This window comes from Ornithinimicrobium flavum, from assembly GCF_004526345.1.
Lineage (GTDB): Bacteria > Actinomycetota > Actinomycetes > Actinomycetales > Dermatophilaceae > Ornithinicoccus > Ornithinicoccus flavus.
Genome location: NZ_CP038213.1, coordinates 1,895,188 through 1,913,391, shown reverse-complemented (window position 1 = coordinate 1,913,391; position 18,204 = coordinate 1,895,188). Strand labels below are relative to the sequence as shown.

The following is an 18,204-nucleotide window of genomic DNA, read 5'->3' as shown; positions in this document are numbered from 1 at the left end:
GGCCCCCGTCGGCCCCACCAGGTGGTGAGGTCGACGGGGGCCGGGGTCGGGCGGCCGGGCCGGGTCAGCCGGTGATGCGGAAGTCCGCCCGGTGCTGCGTGCCGTCCTCCAGCGTGATGATCATCTGCTGGCAGCTGCCCGCGAGGGAGTCCGCCGGCTTCCAGGTGTACTGGTAGCGGTCCTGGCCACGGCTGTAGCTCAGGCCCCGGTTGCCGGTCGTGTCGGTCGGCACCGTGATGGCGTACTGGATCGGCTCCCTGGTGTCGCAGCTGATCTCCTGGATCATCGGCGAGTGCGCCGCGCGCAGCGGCTCGGCGCCGAGGTCGCCACCGAGGTTGAACCGGACGGGGGTGGTGCTCCCGGCCCGGACCGTGTTGAGGGCGGTGTCGGACAGCGGGCTCAGGAAGCCCTCACCGGGCGCCTCGCAGGTCGGCGGCACGTCGAAGGCCTCGACGTTGTCGTTGCGGTCGGCCGAGGTGCCCTGGACCGCGCTGTAGCCCAGGCCACGGCGCGCGAAGGTCGCCCACACGTTGCAGGTGTCCTCCCCGCCCACGGCCTCGGCCGCGGCGATGATGCCGTTGCGGCCGTCGACGAAGCCGGGGCGGCAGCCCTGGATGCTCATCCCGTCCATGACGTACTGCAGCGCCCGGGTGTTGCCGGCCGCGTCCCACTCGGTGTAGAGGTTCGGGCTGAAGCCGTGCTTGTCGACGAGGTCCCAGTTGAGGTCCCACAACGTAGCGGCCCAGGCGTGACCGACACCGTGGGGTGCCGCGAGGGTCGCCCCCTCGAGCCAGCCACCGGTCCTGATGCGGTCGTAGGTGAAGGGCTGGATCTCCATGTTGCGGGAGTACGGCCGCGGGCGGATGCCGTTGCCGCTGCGGTCGTCCTGGAAGAGCGCGTACGGACCCATGCCTCGGGCCTGCTCGGGCCGGTCGACGGCGGGGTCCATGAGCATGGTGATCGCCAGGTAGTCGCTCCAGCCCTCACCCATCTGCTCCTGGCCGGAGAGACAGTTGATGTTCGGACCGCCGGTGAGCCGGTTGGAGACCCCGTGGCCGTACTCGTGGATGATGATGCCGTTCTCGTAGTCCCCGTCGCGGATGCCGGGGTGGGTCGAGATCTTGTGGACCGACGCCGCGCTCGCCCCGTCGGCGATCTGCTCCCGCAGGGCGACGCCATCCTCCTGGGTGATCGACACGGCCGGGATGCCGACGGCCGGGTCCATCGACCCCGTCAGCCGCGGCGGTGCCGGGCTGTCGGGGTTGGTCGGCTGGTTGTGGCTGATGACCACGGCGAGCGCCCCGCCGGCCTCGGCGTTGGCGACCTGCGTGGCCGGCGCGCAGCTCGAGGTGCGGGCGGTGACGACGATGGCCCCCGGTGCCTCGAAGGCCGAGCAGCTGTCCTCCACGACGACCGGCTCACCGGGCAGTCCGGCGTTGGTCGGTGCCGGGGTGAAGAAGGCGAAGTTGGCGTCGTAGGTCGTGGCGTCCTCACCCGTGCCCACGGTCACGCCGTTCGGCATGCCGAACTGTGCCCCGGGCCAGAGGTACATCTGCATACGGGGGCGGCCGCCGTCGCGCGCCGGGGTGGAGAAGTTGGCGTTGTTGACGCCGCCGCCGTCCATCGCCTCGGCCCGGACGTCGTCGCCCCCGACGCCCTCGTCGGTGTAGTTGGTGACCTGGAAGTTGCCGGCGGCCTCGTCGAAGCCGTAGCGGTGGAGCACGTCGTGGATGACGTTGTTGGCGTAGAAGAGGTTGGTGACCGCCGCGTCGGCGTGGTTGAGGGCGTGCTCGTCCAGGTCCAGCGGGAAGTCGAAGTTCAGCGACGCGCCGCCGTCCGGGTCGCTGCCCGGGTCCGGCACGCCGTTGTTGTCCCGGTCGGTGTAGGCGTGCGCGTTGTTGCCCCGCGTGGTCGTGTGCTCGGCGCCCGGCTGCCCGTCCGTGTCGTGCCATCCGAAGGGCGAACCCACCGCGTCGGCGGGGTTGGAGACCACGGACCGGTCCCCGTCGTTGGGGCTCTCCTTGGGGAAGGCGAAGACGCGGTAGCTGGAGCCGTCCTGGACCGGGGTGGGTGTGGAGTACTCGTCGGGGTCGGCGACCCCGGTCGGCAGCTGGACGGAGGCCGTGTGGGCGAAGGCCATCGGGTCTCGGGCCAGTCCCTGCAGGTGGCCGGCGTGGTCGTGGTCGGTCCAGTCCTGGACCTCCAGCGTCTCCCCGGTCTGCGCGTCGACCGTGACCTGCCACAGGTGGGCGGCGCCCTCCTCGTCGATGACGACCTCCCAGGCCAGGCGGAGCCCGTCCTCGGTGGGCTGCCAGACCAGACGCGCAGGGACGTCCTGCTCCGAGACGCCGGCGGCGGACAGGACGGTCTCCTGCTCGGCCCCTCCGGCGCGGCTCTTCACCCGGGCGGATCGGGGGGCCAGGTCCAGCTCCTCCGCCGCGGCGCCGAGCGCGTCGGGCGCGTCGAGCACGACGTCGCCTCCGGCCTCCCGGAGGTTGGCGACGAGCGATTCGGCGGCGTGCAGGACCACGCCGTCCCTGGTCACGCTGACGGTGGCGACACCCCCAGGACCTCGCGGCCCTGGTAGTGCTGGACCAGGTTGACGTAGGTGACGCCGTTGTGGTCGGAGGTGTGCTGCGAGAGCACCTGCAGGTCGGCGAGGTCGGCGGCGGCCACGCCGTAGCTCCCTGCCTTCAGCCGCAGCAGGTCGACGGCGACCGTCACCGGGTCGGCGTCGGTGGGCTCGGTGAGGAAGAAGGACGCGCCCTCCGCCGTGTCCCCGGACGCCGCGTCCGGGGACGCGGCCGCACCGCCGGGCATCAGCAGGGCGACGGACAGGGGGACGGCCAGGCAGGCGGCCAGGGCAGGGGGACGTCTCATCGGTGCTCCATCTCGTGGGTCGGAGCGACGACACCCCCCGAGTATGAGGTCGCGCACGCGGCCGGGCCGTGGTCGCCCGGGCGCCGTCGCCAGGTGCCTGCAACCCTACGAAGCCGCAGGTCAGGAGCGGGTCTGGCGCAGGTCAGGAGTTGGTCTGCATTCGGTCAAGACCCGGTCAAGACCAGGTGCGGACCGGGTCAGGACCGCTCGTCCTCGACCGGTGCTTCGCCCTCCACGCGGTGCCGGGCGGTCGCCTCGGCGTCGCGTCGCGTGCGCCGCAGCCGCTTGTCCGAGACGGGGCGCTCCCCCAGGTCCTCGGCCGACCAGTGCTCCTCGGCGGCGGGCGTGTAGTCCTCCCCGTAGGCACCAGGGGGGGCGGGGCGACGCTTGCGCAGCGGGGCGCTCGTGCCCGGCGCCAGCCGGCGGGTGGTGAGCAGGAAGCCGGTGTGTCCGTGCATCCGGTGCTCGGGACGCACCGCCAGCCCCTCGAGGTGCCAGCCGCGCACCAGGGACTCCCAGGCCTGCGGCTCGGTCCAGCCCCCGAGCGAGCGGGCCGTCTCCGCGACGCGGGAGAGCTGGGTCGCGGTGGCGACGTAGCAGATGAGCACGCCACCGGGGGCCAGCGCCTCCCCGACGACGTCCAGGCACTCCCACGGGGCGAGCATGTCGAGCACCACGCGGTCGACCGAACCCGGCTCGAGGGTCTGCGGGAGCATCTCGACCAGGTCGCCCAGGGTGATCGTCCAGGCAGGATGGTCCCCGCCGAAGAAGGCGCGACCGTTGGCGCGGGCGATGTCGGCGAAGTCCTCCCGCCGCTCGAAGCTGAAGAGACGGCCCTGGTCCCCCACCGCCCGCAGCAGCGAGAGGGACAGCGCCCCCGACCCCACCCCGGCCTCGACGACCGTGGCACCCGGGAAGATGTCGGCGTACGTGACGATCTGGCCGGCGTCCTTGGGGTAGACCACCTGGGCGCCGCGGGGCATGGACAGCACGTAGTCGGAGAGCAGGGGGCGCAGGGCGAGGTACTCCGCGCCGGAGCTGTGCCGCACCACCGTGCCGTCGGGCGCACCGATGAGGTCGTCGTGACGCAGGTGGCCCCGGTGGGTGTGGAAGTCCTTGCCGGGCTCCAGCGTGATGGTGTGCAGCCGCCCCTTGGGGTCGGTCAGCTGGACGCGGTCGCCGGGCCGGAAGGGGCCGCGCCGCAGGTCGGCGCCGGTAGGAGTCACCGGGCCAGTCTACGAGCGCCGGGTCAGGGCGTCGGCCATGACGACCCCCCACGGTCTCCCGGACGGGTCCAGCAGGCCCACCACGCCGGAGCCGCTGGAGCGCATGACCTCGATGACCGTGTCCAGGCGGGTCTGCGGATCCATCTCGACGGCCCAGCCCGCAGGGAGGCGGACGGCGACCGCGGACACCGCCGTGCGCGCGCGTGCCTCGACGGGCACCTGCTGCAGCGAGCGGGGGTCCACCACGCCGTCCGCCCTGCCGTCCGCACCCGTCACGACCCAGATCGGGTGCTCGGGCCAGGGCACGGACCCCAGGAGCGTGTCCGCCGGCACCACGCCCGGCCGCAGCGCCGCCTCCCCGACGGTGCGGCGGGAGGAGATCGCCCCGTGCCGGCCCACCGTCACGGCCTGGCTCGCGCCCTGCCAGAGGAAGGCGCCGATGATGACGGCCCACAGCACCCGCGTCAGCGAGACCTGCTGGCCCTGGAGCACGGGGAGGAGCGCGTAGATCGCGACGAGGACCACGAGCATCCGCCCGGCCCACCCCGCGACCATGGTGCCGAGATGGCGGTTGCCGCTGACCTTCCAGACCAGGGCCTCCAGGAGGAAGCCGCCGTCGAGCGGGAGCCCCGGCACCAGGTTGAAGACACCCACGAAGGTGTTGGCCCAGGCGAAGGCGTAGGCGAGCAGGAAGAGCACGGCACTGGTCGTCGACCCGCCGAACTCGCCCGGCGCCATACCCGGGGGCTGGGAGGCGAGCGCGCTGAAGAGCCACCAGCCGAGGACCGCCAGCACGCCGTTCGACAGGGGCCCGACGACCGCGACCGCCGCGCTGCGCCCCGGTGTGCCCCCGGCCCCGTCGTGCGCGGTGTGCCCGCCCCAGAAGTCGGCCACGATCCTGGAGACCCTGAAGCCCACCCGCTGGGCGACGACGGCATGGGCGGCCTCGTGCACGAGGACCGACACCAGCAGGAGCAGCGCGAAGATTAGGGCGACGACATACGCCCCCGCACCGAGGCCCGGCACGAGCCGGTCCACGGTGGGCCCGAAGATGGCCACCATGAGCAGGGCGACCAGCACCCAGCTGCGACCGAGGTAGACCGGCACGCCGGAGATCGATCCGATCCGCCATCCCGGGCTGCCCGTCCTCATGACCGCGCAGCCTAACGGCGTCCGCCGACGGCATCCTGGGAATGTGGGTCCTGCGGTGCCCCAAGGGGCCAGTGGCGTTGCCCCCGAGGGTGGCTGAGGGTCCCTGCCGGGCGGTGCCCGAGGCTGCCAGGCTGTCGGTGCCGGACACCTGGAGGTGCGTGATGCGCGAAGGCCCACGAGGGGGTGGATGGTGACCGACGAGCCGTGCACCGTCTGCGGGGAACGCAACCCCGGCCGGGCCCAGTTCTGCACCTTCTGCGGCGCCTACCTGGGCTGGGACGACGAGGACGAGCCCACGGGCCTGGTCCTGCTCGACGAGCCCGTCGCGGAGCGGGTCCGGCACGAGCCGGTCCCCCCGAGCTCGCCCGAGGGCGGCGCCCAGGAGGAGGCGGCCGCCGGAGAGTCGGGAAAGGATGCCGGCCTGCCACGGTTCCCCGTGCCGCAGCACGCGCGCGCCGGCTACGACCGCACGAGGCCCCGGCCGCCGCAGGATCGACCCAGGGCGCAGCCGCAGGACCCGACGACGGTGTTCCGGCTGCCCGGACGACCCGGCCCGGAGGATGAGGAGGACCTGGACAGGGGCCTGCAGGCGCAGGCCCTGGGGGCGGAGGTCGTCGTGACCCCCGGTGGTCCACCAGCGGCCGCCGCGGTGCGGGTGGTCAACACCTCCACCATCGTGCAGGCCTACGACGTCACCGTCGTCAACGCTCCCCCCTGGCTGGTCGTCGTCGACGGTCGCGTGGAGCTGCTGCCCGGAGCGGACGAGCAGGTCCTGGTGCACCTCAGCATCCGACCGGAGGACCTGGTGCCGGTGCAGCGGGCCCGGCTGCGGCTGCGCGTCCAGGCCGAGTCGGCCCTGGAGCTCCGCCGGGACGTCGGGGTCGACCTGGTCGTGGGTGCCGTTGCCGCCCCGCCCCAGCTGCGCCTGGAGCCGAGCACCCTCCGGGCGAGGGACTCGACCACGGCGCTGTTCCGGGTGATCGTGGACAACCGTCGGAGCAACGAGGTGCGCCGGGTGCACCTGACGGGCAGCGACCCGGAGCTGGCCGCCCGCTTCGGGTTCACCCCGGAGCACCTGGAGGTGCCCCCGGGCGGCGCGGTGGCCGCGCGGCTGCGCGTGGACGCACCGCTGCCGGAGCCGGGTGAGCAGCTCACCCGCACGCTGAACGTGGTGGCGGTGGACGGACGGTCGGAGTACGAGGCCCGCGCCACCTTCGTCCAGACCTCCTCCGCGCCCGTGGTGGACCCGCCCGTGTCCGTTCGGTTGGATCCCTCCGTCGTCCGGGTGAAGGACGGTGCGGTCGGCCACGCCACCGTCGTCCTCGACAACCGGGCCGGCACGCGACCCCAGTGGGTGGAGCTCTCGGTGGACGACGACGAGGGGGTGGTCCGGTTCTCGCTGTCGGCGGACCGGGTGGAGGTGCCTCCGGGTCGGACCGAGGGTGTGCACCTCACGATGACGGCACCCCGCCCGGACGTCGGGCAGACGTGCACACGGCTGGTCACCGTGGCGGTGTGGAACGGTGAGACGGTCCGGGAGGCGGACGGCACCTTCGAGCAGGCCGGCTCCGACCGGCGGCCCGTCATCAGGGCCGTCCTGACCGTCCTGGGGGCCGTCGCGATGGTGCTGGGGTCAGTGCTCCCGTGGACCACGGTCCCGCCGCCGACGGGGATCGGGTGGACCTACGACGCGCTGGTCACCCACTTCACCCCCTTCGACGACCTCTGGGTCAACGGGCGCGGTGGGCCCGCCCCTTCCTCGAGGAGCAAGGACTGCTCGCGCCGATCAACGCCATCGTCAGGGCAGGGTGGGTCAGCATCCTGCTCGCCGTGCTGGTCCTCTTCGGCCTGACCGGGTCGACGGGCCGGTTGACCCGAGGGGCCGCGGCACTCTGCGCCGTCCTCCTGGTGCTCTTCCTGGCGTCGCTGACCCTGGGCGAGACGGTCCGGTATGCGCCTGGCGCCGCCCTCGTGCTGGCCGGCTGCGTCACCGCCTTCGTCGGCGGCGTCCTCGCGGGTGCGCGCGTCCCTCGCTCCTGACCGGCCCAGGGCGCCCACCTGGGGACCTGGCGGGCGATGCGGTCACTCGTAGGACGAGATCTCGACGAGCGAGCCGTCAGGGTCGAGGCAGTAGACGGAACGGAGGGTGCCGCGTGCGCCGTCGCGCGTGATCGGCCCGTTCGTCACCTCGACACCGAGTGCCGCGAGCCGTTCCAGCACCTGCTGGGGCGAGAGGTCGGTGAGGAAGCACAGGTCCTGGTCACCTGGTGTGGAGGTGGCACCGGTGAGCCAGTCGTCGGACCCCACCGCTGGACGCAGGTTGATCTTCTGCTGCCCGACGAGGAGGGCGCGCCGGCCGGGACCGTACGTGATGACGGGCAGCTCCAGCACCCGTGTGTACCAGTCGATGGTCCGGTCCACGTCGGAGCAGGTCATGACCAGGTGGTCGAGGGCGGTGATCAGCATCGTGTTCTCCTACGGGGACGTGTCCGGCGATCTGGTGGTGTAGCGCGGTCGGTCGTGGCCCCCGCCGTAGCCGAAGGGTGTCCTGGGCGGACGGACCTGCAGGTCACGCACGAACCCTTGGCGGGCGATCAGGAGCAGAACGGCGGCCAGGACGAAGCTGGCGGAGGCGACGAACCAACCGGCCTGGAAGCCGATCAGGGCGACCACCAGCCCGTAGGCCGCCGGACCGAGGGCCCCGCCGGCGAAGGCCCCGGCCTGCACCAGGGAGGATGCCTGGGCGGGGGCGTCGCGCCCCAGTCGCGCCACCGCGTAGAGGAGGAGTCCGGGCCACGACCAGCCGACCGCGAAAGCCAGCGAGCCGAAGATCAGTACGGTCCACACCTGCGGGACGGCGGCGAGGATCGCCAGGCACCCGGCCCCCGAGAGCATCAGGCCGGCCACCACCGGAAGGTTGCGGCCGTGGCGGCGGTCCGCCCCGTGGCCGACCAGAACCCTCATCAGGGCCGAACTGCCGGCTCCGACCGCGAGCAGCAGCCCGGCCTCCTCCACCGTGAGGCCCACCCCGTAGGCCCAGCTGGCCAGGTAGGCACCCGAGAAGTTGGCCCCGGCGTTGGCGAACATCATGCTCAGGCCGCACATCACCAGAGGACGCACGGGCGCACTGTCGGCCGGCGGTCCACTCCGCCCACGGGGTGCGGGAGCCGGCTCGGGCACCCGCCGCAGCAGGCCCACCAGGGCGACGACCAGGCCGACGAGGCCGATGATCAGATAGGTGCTGCGCCAGCCGAAGAGCACCGTGGTGGTGGGCACGGCCAGCCCCCCGAACATGATGGCCAGCGGCACCGCGCTCTGCTTGATCCCGAAGCCCAGACCGCGTCGGTGCTGGGGCAGTGCGGTGGAGACCGCAGCGTTGGCGGTGCCCTGGCACGCGGCGTTCGCCAGGCCGAGAACGGCCATGCCCAGGGCGAGCGCCCACCAGCCGTCGGCGACGGTCGCGATGAACAGTCCGCCGGCACCCACGAGGCCTCCGGCGGTCACCAGACCCACCCGCCGGCCCAGCCGGGTGAAAGCACCGATCCCCAGGATGGTGCTCAGCGCGGCCACCCCGAAGAAGACGCTGACGCCCAGACCCAGCCGGGCCGCCCCGAACCCCAGGTCCTGCTGCATGAGCACCGCCTGGGCACCGAGCAGGAAGGGCCCGAGGGACCCCAGGACGGTCAGCCCGAACCGCCACGGTCGACCGGCTGCTGCACCACGCTCACGTCTGCCAGACCAGCGGCGAGTCGGTCCGCCTGTCCCAGGCCCTGTCCGGTCGGGGAGTGAAGCCGTTGGCCTGACACCCCGGTCCGGTGATGGCCAGCATTGGGCAGATCCCATGGCCATCACCGGGCAGATCTCCTGACCGTCACCGGGCAGCTCTCACGACCGCCCCTGGGCAGTTCTCGCTGTCCCTTGAAAGGTGATCATGGTTCCGGTACGGTCCGGAACCGAAGGTGGTCGCTCACGTACCGGCCTCGACCCGTTGCAGAGGAGAAGATCCATGTTCGTAGCACTGGTCCGTTTCCCGACCGTCCCGACTGAGCGCGATGGCGAATTCGTGGACTGGTTCAACTGGTCCAACGAAGCTCTGCGCGAGACGTCGGGTCTGCGGCAGCGGCGGCTTCTGCGTGGGTCCGACGGGTCGTACTCAGCAGTCGTGGAGCACGAGAGTGCTGAAACGTTCGCGGCGATGCACAACACGGACCAGGCGCGTCTCGCCCAGGCCCGGCTCGCCGAGATCCTGGACGAGCACCCACAGGCGACGACGTTCGAAGTAGCAGCCGATCTCGAGGCATCCGGCTCTTGCTGCACGGACACCGGCAACCCGACCGGAACCCCCTCCGACGAGCGCGGCGCCGATGAAGCAGACCGGAGCCCGGCCGTCGTAGGCGGCTGCTGTGCGCAGCACTGAGGCGAGTCGGCGACTGGTGGGAACCGACGTGACGCGTCAGCCTCCGAGAACACGGGTCGTTCGCGATGGATGACGAGATCAGCGTGCGAATCGGCGGCGACGCCGGCCAGGGTGTCGAGTCCATCGCCGGGGGCTTCGCCAAGGCGCTGGCACGCGCCGGACTTCATGTCTTCACCGCGCCTGACTACCGTTCACGGATCCGTGGAGGGCACAACTTCCACCAAATCCGCGCTGGCGTGCGCCCCATCTTCGCGCAACGCACTCCCGCCGACCTGCTCGTGGCGATGACCCCGGAGACGATCGACGTCCATCTGGCGCAGCTACCACCTGGGGCGGCCGTGCTCTACGACGAGGCGCTCCGGCTCGAGGACCGGATCCGGTACCGGCTGGATGCCGAGCAGCTGCGCGCCCGAGACTTGCGTCTGATGCCCGTCCCACTGGCCAGGATCGCCGCGGACCATGGCAGTCGGGTGATGATGAGCACCGCCGCGCTCGGTGCGCTCGGCGGGGTCACGGGCGTCCCGCTGGACATGATCTCGGAGGTGACTCGGGACACGTTCGCGCGGAAGGGTGCGGACGTGGTCGGCGCGAACCTGGCAGTGGCTGCTGCTGCGCATCGCGTCGCCGAGCAGCGGCACGGCGGCTTCGGGTCTCCCCTGCCACATGGCGATGGGCGTCGGCGGATGCTGTTGCACGGAAACCACGCCTTCGCCCTCGGCGCCCTCGCCGGAGGGTGCCGTTTCATGGCCGCGTACCCGATGACGCCCGCAACGTCGATCGTGGAGTACCTGGCGAGCGTCGCCGCGGAGCACGATGTGGTGACGAAGCACGCCGAGGACGAGATTGCGGCGGTGTGCATGGCGATCGGCGCGGCGCACGTCGGCGCCCGGGCGATGACGGCAACGTCGGGTGGCGGCTTCTCGCTGATGACCGAGGCCCTCGGCCTCGCGGGAATCACCGAGACACCCCTGGTGGTCGTCAACGTGCAACGGGGTGGGCCCTCCACCGGGCTGTCCACACGTACCGAGCAGGCGGACCTGCTGTTCGCCCTTCATGCCTCCAACGGGGAGTTCCCCCGCATCGTGATCGCGCCGGGCAGCGTCGAGGAGTGCTTCGAGGCCGGCTGGCGCGCCTTCAACCTCGCCGAGCGCTACCAGTGCCCGGTGATCGTGCTCTCGGACCTGTTCCTCGCAAGCTCGCTGCAAACGGTCGAGCCGGGGGCATTCGATCTCGACGCCGTACCCATTGACCGAGGAGCCCTGGTCGCCTCGGGGACCGCGTCGATCCTCGGGGGCGAGACGTCGCACCGCACCGTCGGAGACGGGTCGGCGGGAAAAACGGCAACGGCGCACGCCTGGGAGCCGGGCACGTATCCCCGCTACGCGGTCACCGACAGCGGGGTCTCACCGCGCCCGCTGCCAGGTGATCCGGCGGCGGTGTTCGGTGCAGCAAGCACTGAGCACACCCAGGACGGGCACATCACCGAGGAGGTGCACACGCGGGTGGCGATGATGCGCAAGCGGATGCGCAAAGAGCAGGCTGCTCTGCGGGAGGACATCCGGGCACCCCGCCGATTCGGTCCGGAAGAACCTGAGCTCACGCTCGTGTGCTGGGGGTCGACCGTAGGCGCGGCGCGCGAGGTGGCCACCCAGTTCACCGCGACCGGGCGTCCAGCCGCCGTGCTGCAGTTCCACGACCTGTGGCCGTTCCCGGCGGCGGCGGCCGCTGCCGCCTTGGACGTCGCCGGGCTCACGATAGGCGTCGAGCAGAACTTCACGGGCCAGCTCGCCAAGCTGATCCGGATGTCGACGGGGCGGCAGCTGGACCGTCAGATCCTCGCTTACGACGGGCGTCCCTTCTCCCCGCAGGAAATCCTGACGGCGGTGGAGCAGGCCCTGGCCGGAGCCGAAGAGATCCACCTGGTTTCCGGGGAGCCGCCGCTGCCGCGGGAAACCGAGGTGGGCGTCAATGTCTAGCGCCACGGCAAGCAGCTTCGACACGTGGGTCAAGCCGACGTGGTGCCCAGGATGCGGCGACTTCGGCATCCTGGCCGCGGTCAAGCACGCATTGACGGACCTGGCGATCGCACCCCACGAGACTCTGGTCGTCTCAGGCATCGGTTGCGGCAGCAAGCTGCCGGACTACATGCACGTCAACGGGTTCCAGACGCTCCACGGACGGCCCTTGGCTGTAGCGACGGGTGCCAAGCTGGCGAACCACCAGCTCACCGTTGTGGTCGTGGACGGCGACGGTGACGCCTACGGCATCGGCGGCAACCACTTCATCCACACGGTGAGGCGCAACACCGACGTGACACACCTCGTGGAGAACAACCAGATCTACGCCCTGACGAAGGGCCAGTACTCTCCGACGACGCCGCAGGGTCGAGTGACGACCACGTCGCCCGAAGGCGTGATCGAGCGGGCGGTCAATCCTGTCGCGCTCGCGCTCACAATGGGCGCCACGTTCGTGGCGCGGGCGTTCGCCGGCGAGCCGACTCACCTGGCAGGCGTGATCAAACAGGCCGTCAGCCATCGCGGCTACGCGCTGATCGACGTGCTCCAACCGTGCGTCGTCTTCAATCGGATCAACACCTACCAGTGGTACAGCGAACGCATCTACAAGCTGGACGACGCGGGGCACGATCCGCAGGACCGCGCCGCGGCGGAGCGAGCGGCTGTCGAGTGGGACGACCGGATCCCGATCGGTGTCATCTACCGCGAGGACGGCGTGCCCACGTACGAGGAGCAGCTGCCGGCGCTGCGCGATGGACCCCTGGTCGGCCGATCCCTGACAGAGCGGGCCGCGTTCGACGGCCTCAAGAACCAGTTCATGTAGGGGTGAGCAACTGCGATGAGCGAGCACGATCTGGTGACCGCGATCCAACGTAGGGCAGGACTGCGGACCACCAGCGAGAGCAAACGGCTGCTGGAGGGCGTGCTTCAGGCGCTGGCCTATGTCCTGCCCGCCGAACACATCGACGCGGTCTGCGCCTGCGTGCCCGAGGATCTGGTGTGGTGCCTACGATGTGGCCCGGGCACGCCCGATCCCCTCATCGACAGCGAGGTCTTCCTCGGTTGGGTGATGTCCTCGGTCGAGACGACCGGCGGGTCCGACCAGACGCTCGGCGGTGACGACCCGCTCGCCGCCACGGCCGGCGTGGAGGGGCAGGCCCGGGTGCGTGCCGTGCTCGACGAGCTGTGGCAACGCGTGGATGCGCGCTCACAGGACGCGGTGGCCGCGTGCTTGCCGAGCGGCGTTGCAGACCATCTGAGCCACGCCGGCGGACCTGAGCGGGGTGGACTGTGACCAGCCAGGCGTCGGTGCTCCTGGATCCGGGCGGCCAGCCGGTGGAGTCCCTCGACGCATACCTTCAGCGCGGCGGCGGCGAAGCGTTCCAGCGAGCCCGTGCGATCGAACCGCAGGCAATCGTGGACGAACTGCGCCGGGCCGGGCTGCGGGGCCGCGGCGGCGCGGGATTCCCCACTGCCGTCAAGTGGGACGGCGCCCGCGCCGACGCGGCAGGGACGAAATTCGTCTGCGCCAACGGCGCCGAGGGCGAGCCCGGCACCTTCAAGGACCGCTATCTGCTGCGGATGAACCCGTACCAGGTGATCGAGGGCCTGGCCATCGCGCGGCACGTGATCGGAGCGCAGCGCGCCTACCTGTGTGTCAAGGGCACGTTCTCACCGGAGATCGCCCGTGTCCGTCGCGCCTTGGACGAACTCGCCCAGTCGGGAATGGCCGACTCCATAGAGCTCGTGCTCGGGCCCGACGAATACCTCTTCGGCGAGGAGCGGGCACTGCTGTCGGTGATCGAGGGTGGCCCCCCGCTACCGCGCCTGTTCCCGCCCCACATTCATGGGCTCTTCGGCCCCGCCTACGGCACCTCGGGCCAAGAACTGCACAACCCGACGGTGGTCAACAACCTGGAGACGCTGGCCCACGTCACGCAGATCGTGCGTCGGGGGCCCGAGTGGTTCCGCGGCTTCGGCACCCCCGACACCCCTGGCACCATGCTGTTCACGGTCTCCGGTGATGTGCAAAGTCCGTGCGTGACCGAGCGGCCGCTGGGGCTGACGCTCCGGGAACTCATCGAAGACGTTGCCGGCGGCCCACGCCCTGGGCGACGTGTGAAGGCGGTCTTCCCGGGGCTCGCCAACGCGCTCGTCACGCCCGACCGACTGGATACGCCGCTGGGGTTCGACACCATGCGCCAAGCCGGGTCAGCACTCGGCTCCGGCGCCTTCATCGTCTACGACGACACCGCGTGCATGGTACAGGTCGCGTGGATGTTCTCGCACTTCCTCCACGTCGAGTCCTGTGGGCAGTGCCCGCCGTGCAAGCTCGGGTCCCAGCGCGTCACCGAACACCTGGCCCGGCTGATCGACGGTTCCGCCGAGCGCCGCGACCTCGACGAGATCGCGGCGATCCTGCCCTGGGTGCCGAACGGGGGGCGTTGTTCACTGGCGACTTCGGAGTCCGTGGTCGTGGGCAGCATCCTTGACGCCTTTCCAGAGGACTTCGGGGCTCACCTCCACGGCGAGTGCAGTCTCCGTCACGACCTGATGCTGCCGAAGGTGGTCGACTACGTACCGGGAAAGGGCTTCACCTACGACCAGACGTACCTGGACAAGCAGCCGGACTGGACGTACAGGGAAGCGTGACCCGAGGGGCGGTTCCCTGCGGTGCGTGGTCAGGCAGAATCAGGCGACGTACGACAGCACCGTCATCATGCCGAGCTCTCCGTGATAGATGTTGTGGCAGTGCACCAACCACTCACCCGGATTGTCCGCCTGGAGATCGACCGCGAAGCTCTCCATCGGCAGGACGTTCACGGTGTCCTTGCGAATCCCAGGTCTGACCTCCGAGTGCGGTTGGAGCGAAGGCCGGAGGTAGAGGACCTCGGGCGGCAGGCGCGTGTGGGTGTCGTGCACCTGACAGGTGACCAGCTCGACATCAGCTTCGTGACGAGGCGATGCCGGGAACGACCGTCACCGGAGCGCACTTCATGCACGACCTCGACGCCAGCGGCGACTCAGAACTCAGGATCGGGTCGCTGTTCAGCGGCTACGGCGGCCTCGATCTCGCCGTCGAGCAGGTATTCAACGCCAAGACCGTGTGGTTCTCAGAACTCAACGAGCCCGTCGCCCGCGTCTTCTCCCACCGTCGCCCGCCTCTTCTCCCACCACTGGCCCGGCGCGCCGAACCTCGGCGACATCACGACCATCGACTGGAGCTGGGTCGAGCCCGTGGACATCCTCATCGGCGGGTTCCCCTGCCAAGACGTGTCCACCGTCGGCAAGCGCGCCGGCCTCGCGCCAGGAACACGCTCGGGGCTCTGGGCACACATGGCCGTGGCCATCGACGCGCTCCAGCCCGAATGGGTCGTCATCGAGAACGTCCGCGGGCTGCTGTCCTCACCCGCGATACGGCCACCCTCAGAAGGAGACGACCATGACCGACGCAACCCGGACGATGCAACCCCCGACGGCGCAACCCTTCGCGGCATGGAACCCGACCCGTGGCATCTGGGAGACAACGCAGCTCGACCTCTACGGGCTCTCGGCGCCGTTCTCGGCGATCTGGCCGACCTGCGGCTGGATGCACGATGGATCGGCCTACCGGCTTCCCTTGTCGGAGCTCCTCACCAACGCTTCCGCATCTTCGCCCTCGCCCGGCGCACTGTTCCGCACCCCGCTGGCGACGGACTCATCGCGCGGCGGAGAGACTCTCGACCAGGTGCGAGCGAGACGAGGGACGATCGCGCTGTCGCACCAGATCATCGACTTCGCGCTCCACGGACCGGCTGGCTCACCGAGCAGGAGAGCCGAGTCGGAGACGCTGTGGTCCCTGATCGACGGACTGTTCAGCGCTGGGGACGCTACGCCGACGCCATCGCCCGGTGGGAACACATCACCGGACGCCCCGCGCCAGCGCCAGCCCTCCTGACCGACGCGGACGGCCCCCGCCCAGCACCCGCGTTCGTGGAGTGGCTCATGAGTCTGCCGCCGACTGGATGGGTCACCGATACTGACCAGCTGACGCAGAATCAACAGATCACCGCGCTCGGCGACGGAGTGCTTCCGCTGCACGCTGTCGCTGCTCTGCGGACGCTGAAACTCTCGGGACGGTCGGGCGATCTCTAGTCGTCGTGCGATGCGGCGGGCAGCAGCGCGGATAGTTCGGGGGTGCCGTAGGTGAGGAAGACCAGGTCAGCGTCGTCGCTCTCATCCCATGTAGCACGGTCGAACGTCACCGGCAGCGGGGCGAGCGGCGACGGGTCGAAGTATTCCTCGATGTCGTGCACGCCATCGTCTTTTCGGAAGGACAGAGCTGAGAGTGCTTCCGCCGGAGGCTTGAGCCAATACACCCGAGGACGGGAAGGGTCGGGCTCGAAGGCATCACTGGTTAGGCCGTTCGCGGTGAGTACACGTTCCAGGTCTCGCAGAGATGTACCGCCCTCCAGCGTTGGCGGCTGCTTGATCCGACCGTCACCGCCGGGTTCGCCCATGTCGTCGTTGCCGACAGGCTCACTCTTGATGTCCTCGACCTGCTGGCGAATCTGTCCGACTTCGGAGTCAATCTCGGTGGTCGTTGCGTGGCCAGTCAGTGCCAGACGCTCGATAGCCTTCTCAATATTGGCGAGCACTGGGGCTGCGTCGCCCACGATGTCGGTGAAGTCGCCATAGTCCTCGGCGATGCCCTTGTACACCTGCTCCTCAACGGTGTCAGCGTAGAAATAGTTGCTGATGCGGATGTCCTTGTACGACGCGCCGATGCGATCGACGCGCCCGATTCGCTGCTCGACACGCATGAGGTTCCAGGGCATGTCGTAGTTGATGAGTCGCCCGGACGTTTGCAGGTTCAGACCTTCACTCATGGAGTCTGTACCGATGAGGACTTCAAGCTCGCCACTGCGGAACCTGGTCTTGATCTCCGACTTCGTAACCTCGGTCCAGCTTCCAGACTCGACGTTGTAGACCTCCCCACCTCGGCCCGAGTAGCAGCCGAGGGGACTGTCCGCTAAACGGTGTTTCTGGCCCGACGCGCCGGCTCAGCTGGCGGGGAAGGTCATGAGATGACCGAGAAGATCTCGAGCATGAGCTCGATGCCCAAGAAGGTGAAGAAGACGACCTCGCGCAGCGAGGCAGAACAGGCGGCGGTCCGGGAGCTGGTCAAGGCCGCCCGGGCCCGCGGTGAGGACCTGACCGGCCCGGACGGGCTGCTCAAGTCGATCACCGCCACCGTCCTGGAGACCGCGCTGGAGGAGGAGCTGACCGAGCACCTCGGCCACGAGAAGCACCAGGTGCCCACCGCCGGGAACGGCAACATCCGCAACGGCACCCGCCCCAAGACGGTCCTCACTGACGCCGCCGGGGAGGTGACGATCGCCGTCCCGCGGGACCGGGCCGGCACGTTCGAGCCGGTCATCGTCAAGAAGCGACAACGGCGGCTTTCGGACGTGGACGCGGTCGCGATCAGCCTGTTCGCCAAGGGCCTGACCACCGGTGAGATCAGCGCGCACTTCCACGAGGTGTACGGCGCCAGTATCAGCAAGGACACGGTCTCGAGGATCACGGACAAGGTGCTGGAGGAGATGGCCGCCTGGTCCTCCCGTCCGCTGCAACCGGTGTACGCGGCCATCTTCATCGATGCGATCTACGTCAAGGTGCGCGACGGGCAGGTCGGCAACCAGCCCTTCTACGCCGCGATCGGTGTCGACCTGAACGGCCGGCGAGACGTCCTCGGGCTGTGGGCAGGGCAGGGCGGTGGTGAGTCGGCGAAGTTCTGGATGAATGTGCTGGCCGACCTGAAGAACCGCGGCGTGGCCGACGTGTTCTTCATCGTCTGCGACGGCCTCAAAGGACTGCCCGACAGCGTCAACGCCGTCTTCCCGCAGGCGATCGTGCAGGCCTGCGTGATCCACCTCATCCGGGCGACGCTGCGCTACGCCAGCCGGAAGTACTGGGACCAGCTGTCCAAGGACCTGCGCCGCATCTACACCGCCCCCTCGGTCGAGGCGGCGTGGGCGGCGTTCGAGGAGCTCGAGGAAAAATGGGGCAAGCCCTACCCAGCCATCCCCAAGATGTGGAGAGCAGCGTGGGAGGAGTTCATCCCCTTCCTGGCCTACGACGTGGAGATCCGCCGCGTGCTGTTCTCCACCAACGCCATCGAGTCCCTGCACGCCAGGTACCGGCGCGCGGTCACCGTGCGCGGGCACTTCCCGACCGAACAGGCCGCCCTGAAGTGCCTCTACCTGGTGACCCGCGGGCTGGACCCCAAGGGCACGGGGCAGGCACGATGGACCATGCGGTGGAAGCCCGCGCTCAACGCTTTCGCCGTCACCTTCGCCGACCGCATGCCGGCCGCGGAGAACCTCTGAGATGAACGCCAGAAACACCGTTCATCGGACAGACCCCAGCCGAGGCGGCGGTACCCCGCTGTGAGAAGCCGCTCGCGGACGTAGTCCATCGTGTCGGCGTACTGGGTGAAGACGACGACAGAGGAGTACGTGTTCAGAGCCTC

19 protein-coding genes and 1 pseudogene are annotated in these 18,204 nt (G+C 70.1%); 11 read left to right on the top strand and 9 right to left on the bottom strand.

Annotated features, from left to right (window positions below):
- Nucleotides 1–64 precede the first annotated feature (64 nt).
- From E3Z34_RS08935 to E3Z34_RS08920, 4 genes are all read right to left on the bottom strand, one after another.
- Nucleotides 65–2,545, bottom strand: a complete 2,481-nt coding sequence (locus E3Z34_RS08935) for a M36 family metallopeptidase (RefSeq protein ID WP_134773310.1) — start codon at nucleotides 2,543–2,545, stop codon at nucleotides 65–67.
- Nucleotides 2,542–2,880 (bottom strand): hypothetical protein, encoded by a 339-nt coding sequence (locus E3Z34_RS08930; protein ID WP_134773309.1) that lies wholly within the window; start codon nucleotides 2,878–2,880, stop codon nucleotides 2,542–2,544. The genes E3Z34_RS08935 and E3Z34_RS08930 overlap by 4 nt, the downstream gene beginning before the upstream one ends.
- Nucleotides 2,881–3,077: 197 nt before the next feature.
- A complete protein-coding gene (locus E3Z34_RS08925; RefSeq protein WP_134773308.1) occupies nucleotides 3,078–4,106 on the bottom strand; it encodes a tRNA (adenine-N1)-methyltransferase in 1,029 nt (342 codons plus the stop codon).
- A 9-nt stretch (nucleotides 4,107–4,115) separates the two neighbouring features.
- Nucleotides 4,116–5,258 (bottom strand): site-2 protease family protein, encoded by a 1,143-nt coding sequence (locus E3Z34_RS08920; RefSeq protein WP_134773307.1) that lies wholly within the window; start codon nucleotides 5,256–5,258, stop codon nucleotides 4,116–4,118.
- A gap of 190 nt (nucleotides 5,259–5,448) precedes the next feature.
- Between E3Z34_RS08920 and E3Z34_RS08915 the strand changes: the two genes are divergently transcribed.
- Nucleotides 5,449–7,110, top strand: a complete 1,662-nt coding sequence (locus E3Z34_RS08915) for a zinc ribbon domain-containing protein (protein WP_134773306.1) — start codon at nucleotides 5,449–5,451, stop codon at nucleotides 7,108–7,110.
- Nucleotides 7,089–7,298, top strand: coding sequence for a hypothetical protein (locus E3Z34_RS08910; protein ID WP_134773305.1), 210 nt, complete (start codon nucleotides 7,089–7,091; stop codon nucleotides 7,296–7,298). Before E3Z34_RS08915 ends, E3Z34_RS08910 begins: the two co-directional genes overlap by 22 nt.
- Nucleotides 7,299–7,340: 42 nt before the next feature.
- Here E3Z34_RS08910 and E3Z34_RS08905 read toward each other — a convergent pair whose 3' ends face one another.
- On the bottom strand, nucleotides 7,341–7,724 hold the full coding sequence (locus E3Z34_RS08905; protein ID WP_134773304.1) for a VOC family protein: 384 nt from the start codon (nucleotides 7,722–7,724) through the stop codon (nucleotides 7,341–7,343).
- Between the two features lie 9 nt (nucleotides 7,725–7,733).
- Nucleotides 7,734–8,891 (bottom strand): MFS transporter, encoded by a 1,158-nt coding sequence (locus tag E3Z34_RS08900; protein ID WP_134773303.1) that lies wholly within the window; start codon nucleotides 8,889–8,891, stop codon nucleotides 7,734–7,736.
- A gap of 77 nt (nucleotides 8,892–8,968) precedes the next feature.
- Here E3Z34_RS08900 and E3Z34_RS20260 point away from each other — a divergent pair, with 77 nt between their 5' ends.
- From E3Z34_RS20260 to E3Z34_RS08870, 6 genes are all read left to right on the top strand, one after another.
- Entirely contained in the window at nucleotides 8,969–9,061 is a 93-nt protein-coding gene (locus E3Z34_RS20260; RefSeq protein WP_420818996.1) for a hypothetical protein, read from the top strand.
- Nucleotides 9,062–9,264: 203 nt separating this feature from the next.
- Nucleotides 9,265–9,675 carry an antibiotic biosynthesis monooxygenase family protein gene (locus E3Z34_RS08890; protein ID WP_134773302.1) on the top strand — a complete coding sequence of 137 codons (411 nt, stop codon included), beginning with the start codon at nucleotides 9,265–9,267 and terminating at the stop codon, nucleotides 9,673–9,675.
- Nucleotides 9,676–9,740: 65 nt separating this feature from the next.
- Nucleotides 9,741–11,651, top strand: coding sequence for a 2-oxoacid:acceptor oxidoreductase subunit alpha (locus E3Z34_RS08885; protein ID WP_134773301.1), 1,911 nt, complete (start codon nucleotides 9,741–9,743; stop codon nucleotides 11,649–11,651).
- On the top strand, nucleotides 11,644–12,513 hold the full coding sequence (locus E3Z34_RS08880; protein WP_134773300.1) for a 2-oxoacid:ferredoxin oxidoreductase subunit beta: 870 nt from the start codon (nucleotides 11,644–11,646) through the stop codon (nucleotides 12,511–12,513). Before E3Z34_RS08885 ends, E3Z34_RS08880 begins: the two co-directional genes overlap by 8 nt.
- A gap of 15 nt (nucleotides 12,514–12,528) precedes the next feature.
- Nucleotides 12,529–12,984, top strand: coding sequence for a DUF2267 domain-containing protein (locus E3Z34_RS08875; RefSeq protein WP_134773299.1), 456 nt, complete (start codon nucleotides 12,529–12,531; stop codon nucleotides 12,982–12,984).
- Nucleotides 12,981–14,342, top strand: coding sequence for an NADH-ubiquinone oxidoreductase-F iron-sulfur binding region domain-containing protein (locus E3Z34_RS08870; RefSeq protein WP_134773298.1), 1,362 nt, complete (start codon nucleotides 12,981–12,983; stop codon nucleotides 14,340–14,342). Before E3Z34_RS08875 ends, E3Z34_RS08870 begins: the two co-directional genes overlap by 4 nt.
- A 39-nt stretch (nucleotides 14,343–14,381) precedes the next feature.
- Here the strand turns inward: E3Z34_RS08870 and E3Z34_RS08865 are convergent, their stop codons facing one another.
- A complete protein-coding gene (locus E3Z34_RS08865; protein WP_238695091.1) occupies nucleotides 14,382–14,513 on the bottom strand; it encodes a multicopper oxidase domain-containing protein in 132 nt (43 codons plus the stop codon).
- A 290-nt stretch (nucleotides 14,514–14,803) separates the two neighbouring features.
- The gene (locus E3Z34_RS18885; protein ID WP_238695542.1) at nucleotides 14,804–14,941 is read right to left on the bottom strand and encodes a hypothetical protein; all 138 of its coding nucleotides are present in this window, start codon (nucleotides 14,939–14,941) and stop codon (nucleotides 14,804–14,806) included.
- Here E3Z34_RS18885 and E3Z34_RS18880 point away from each other — a divergent pair.
- Both E3Z34_RS18880 and E3Z34_RS18875 read left to right on the top strand, forming a co-directional pair.
- Nucleotides 14,895–15,038: pseudogene (locus E3Z34_RS18880) on the top strand (DNA cytosine methyltransferase); the annotation flags it as partial. The gene E3Z34_RS18885 and the pseudogene E3Z34_RS18880 overlap by 47 nt on opposite strands.
- A gap of 94 nt (nucleotides 15,039–15,132) precedes the next feature.
- Nucleotides 15,133–15,627, top strand: a complete 495-nt coding sequence (locus E3Z34_RS18875) for a hypothetical protein (RefSeq protein WP_238695541.1) — start codon at nucleotides 15,133–15,135, stop codon at nucleotides 15,625–15,627.
- A 193-nt stretch (nucleotides 15,628–15,820) separates the two neighbouring features.
- Here the strand turns inward: E3Z34_RS18875 and E3Z34_RS08855 are convergent, their stop codons facing one another.
- Nucleotides 15,821–16,612, bottom strand: a complete 792-nt coding sequence (locus E3Z34_RS08855) for a helicase-related protein (RefSeq protein ID WP_134773297.1) — start codon at nucleotides 16,610–16,612, stop codon at nucleotides 15,821–15,823.
- Between the two features lie 174 nt (nucleotides 16,613–16,786).
- Between E3Z34_RS08855 and E3Z34_RS08850 the strand changes: the two genes are divergently transcribed.
- On the top strand, nucleotides 16,787–18,061 hold the full coding sequence (locus E3Z34_RS08850) for an IS256 family transposase (protein WP_238695476.1): 1,275 nt from the start codon (nucleotides 16,787–16,789) through the stop codon (nucleotides 18,059–18,061).
- Nucleotides 18,062–18,204: the final 143 nt, after the last annotated feature.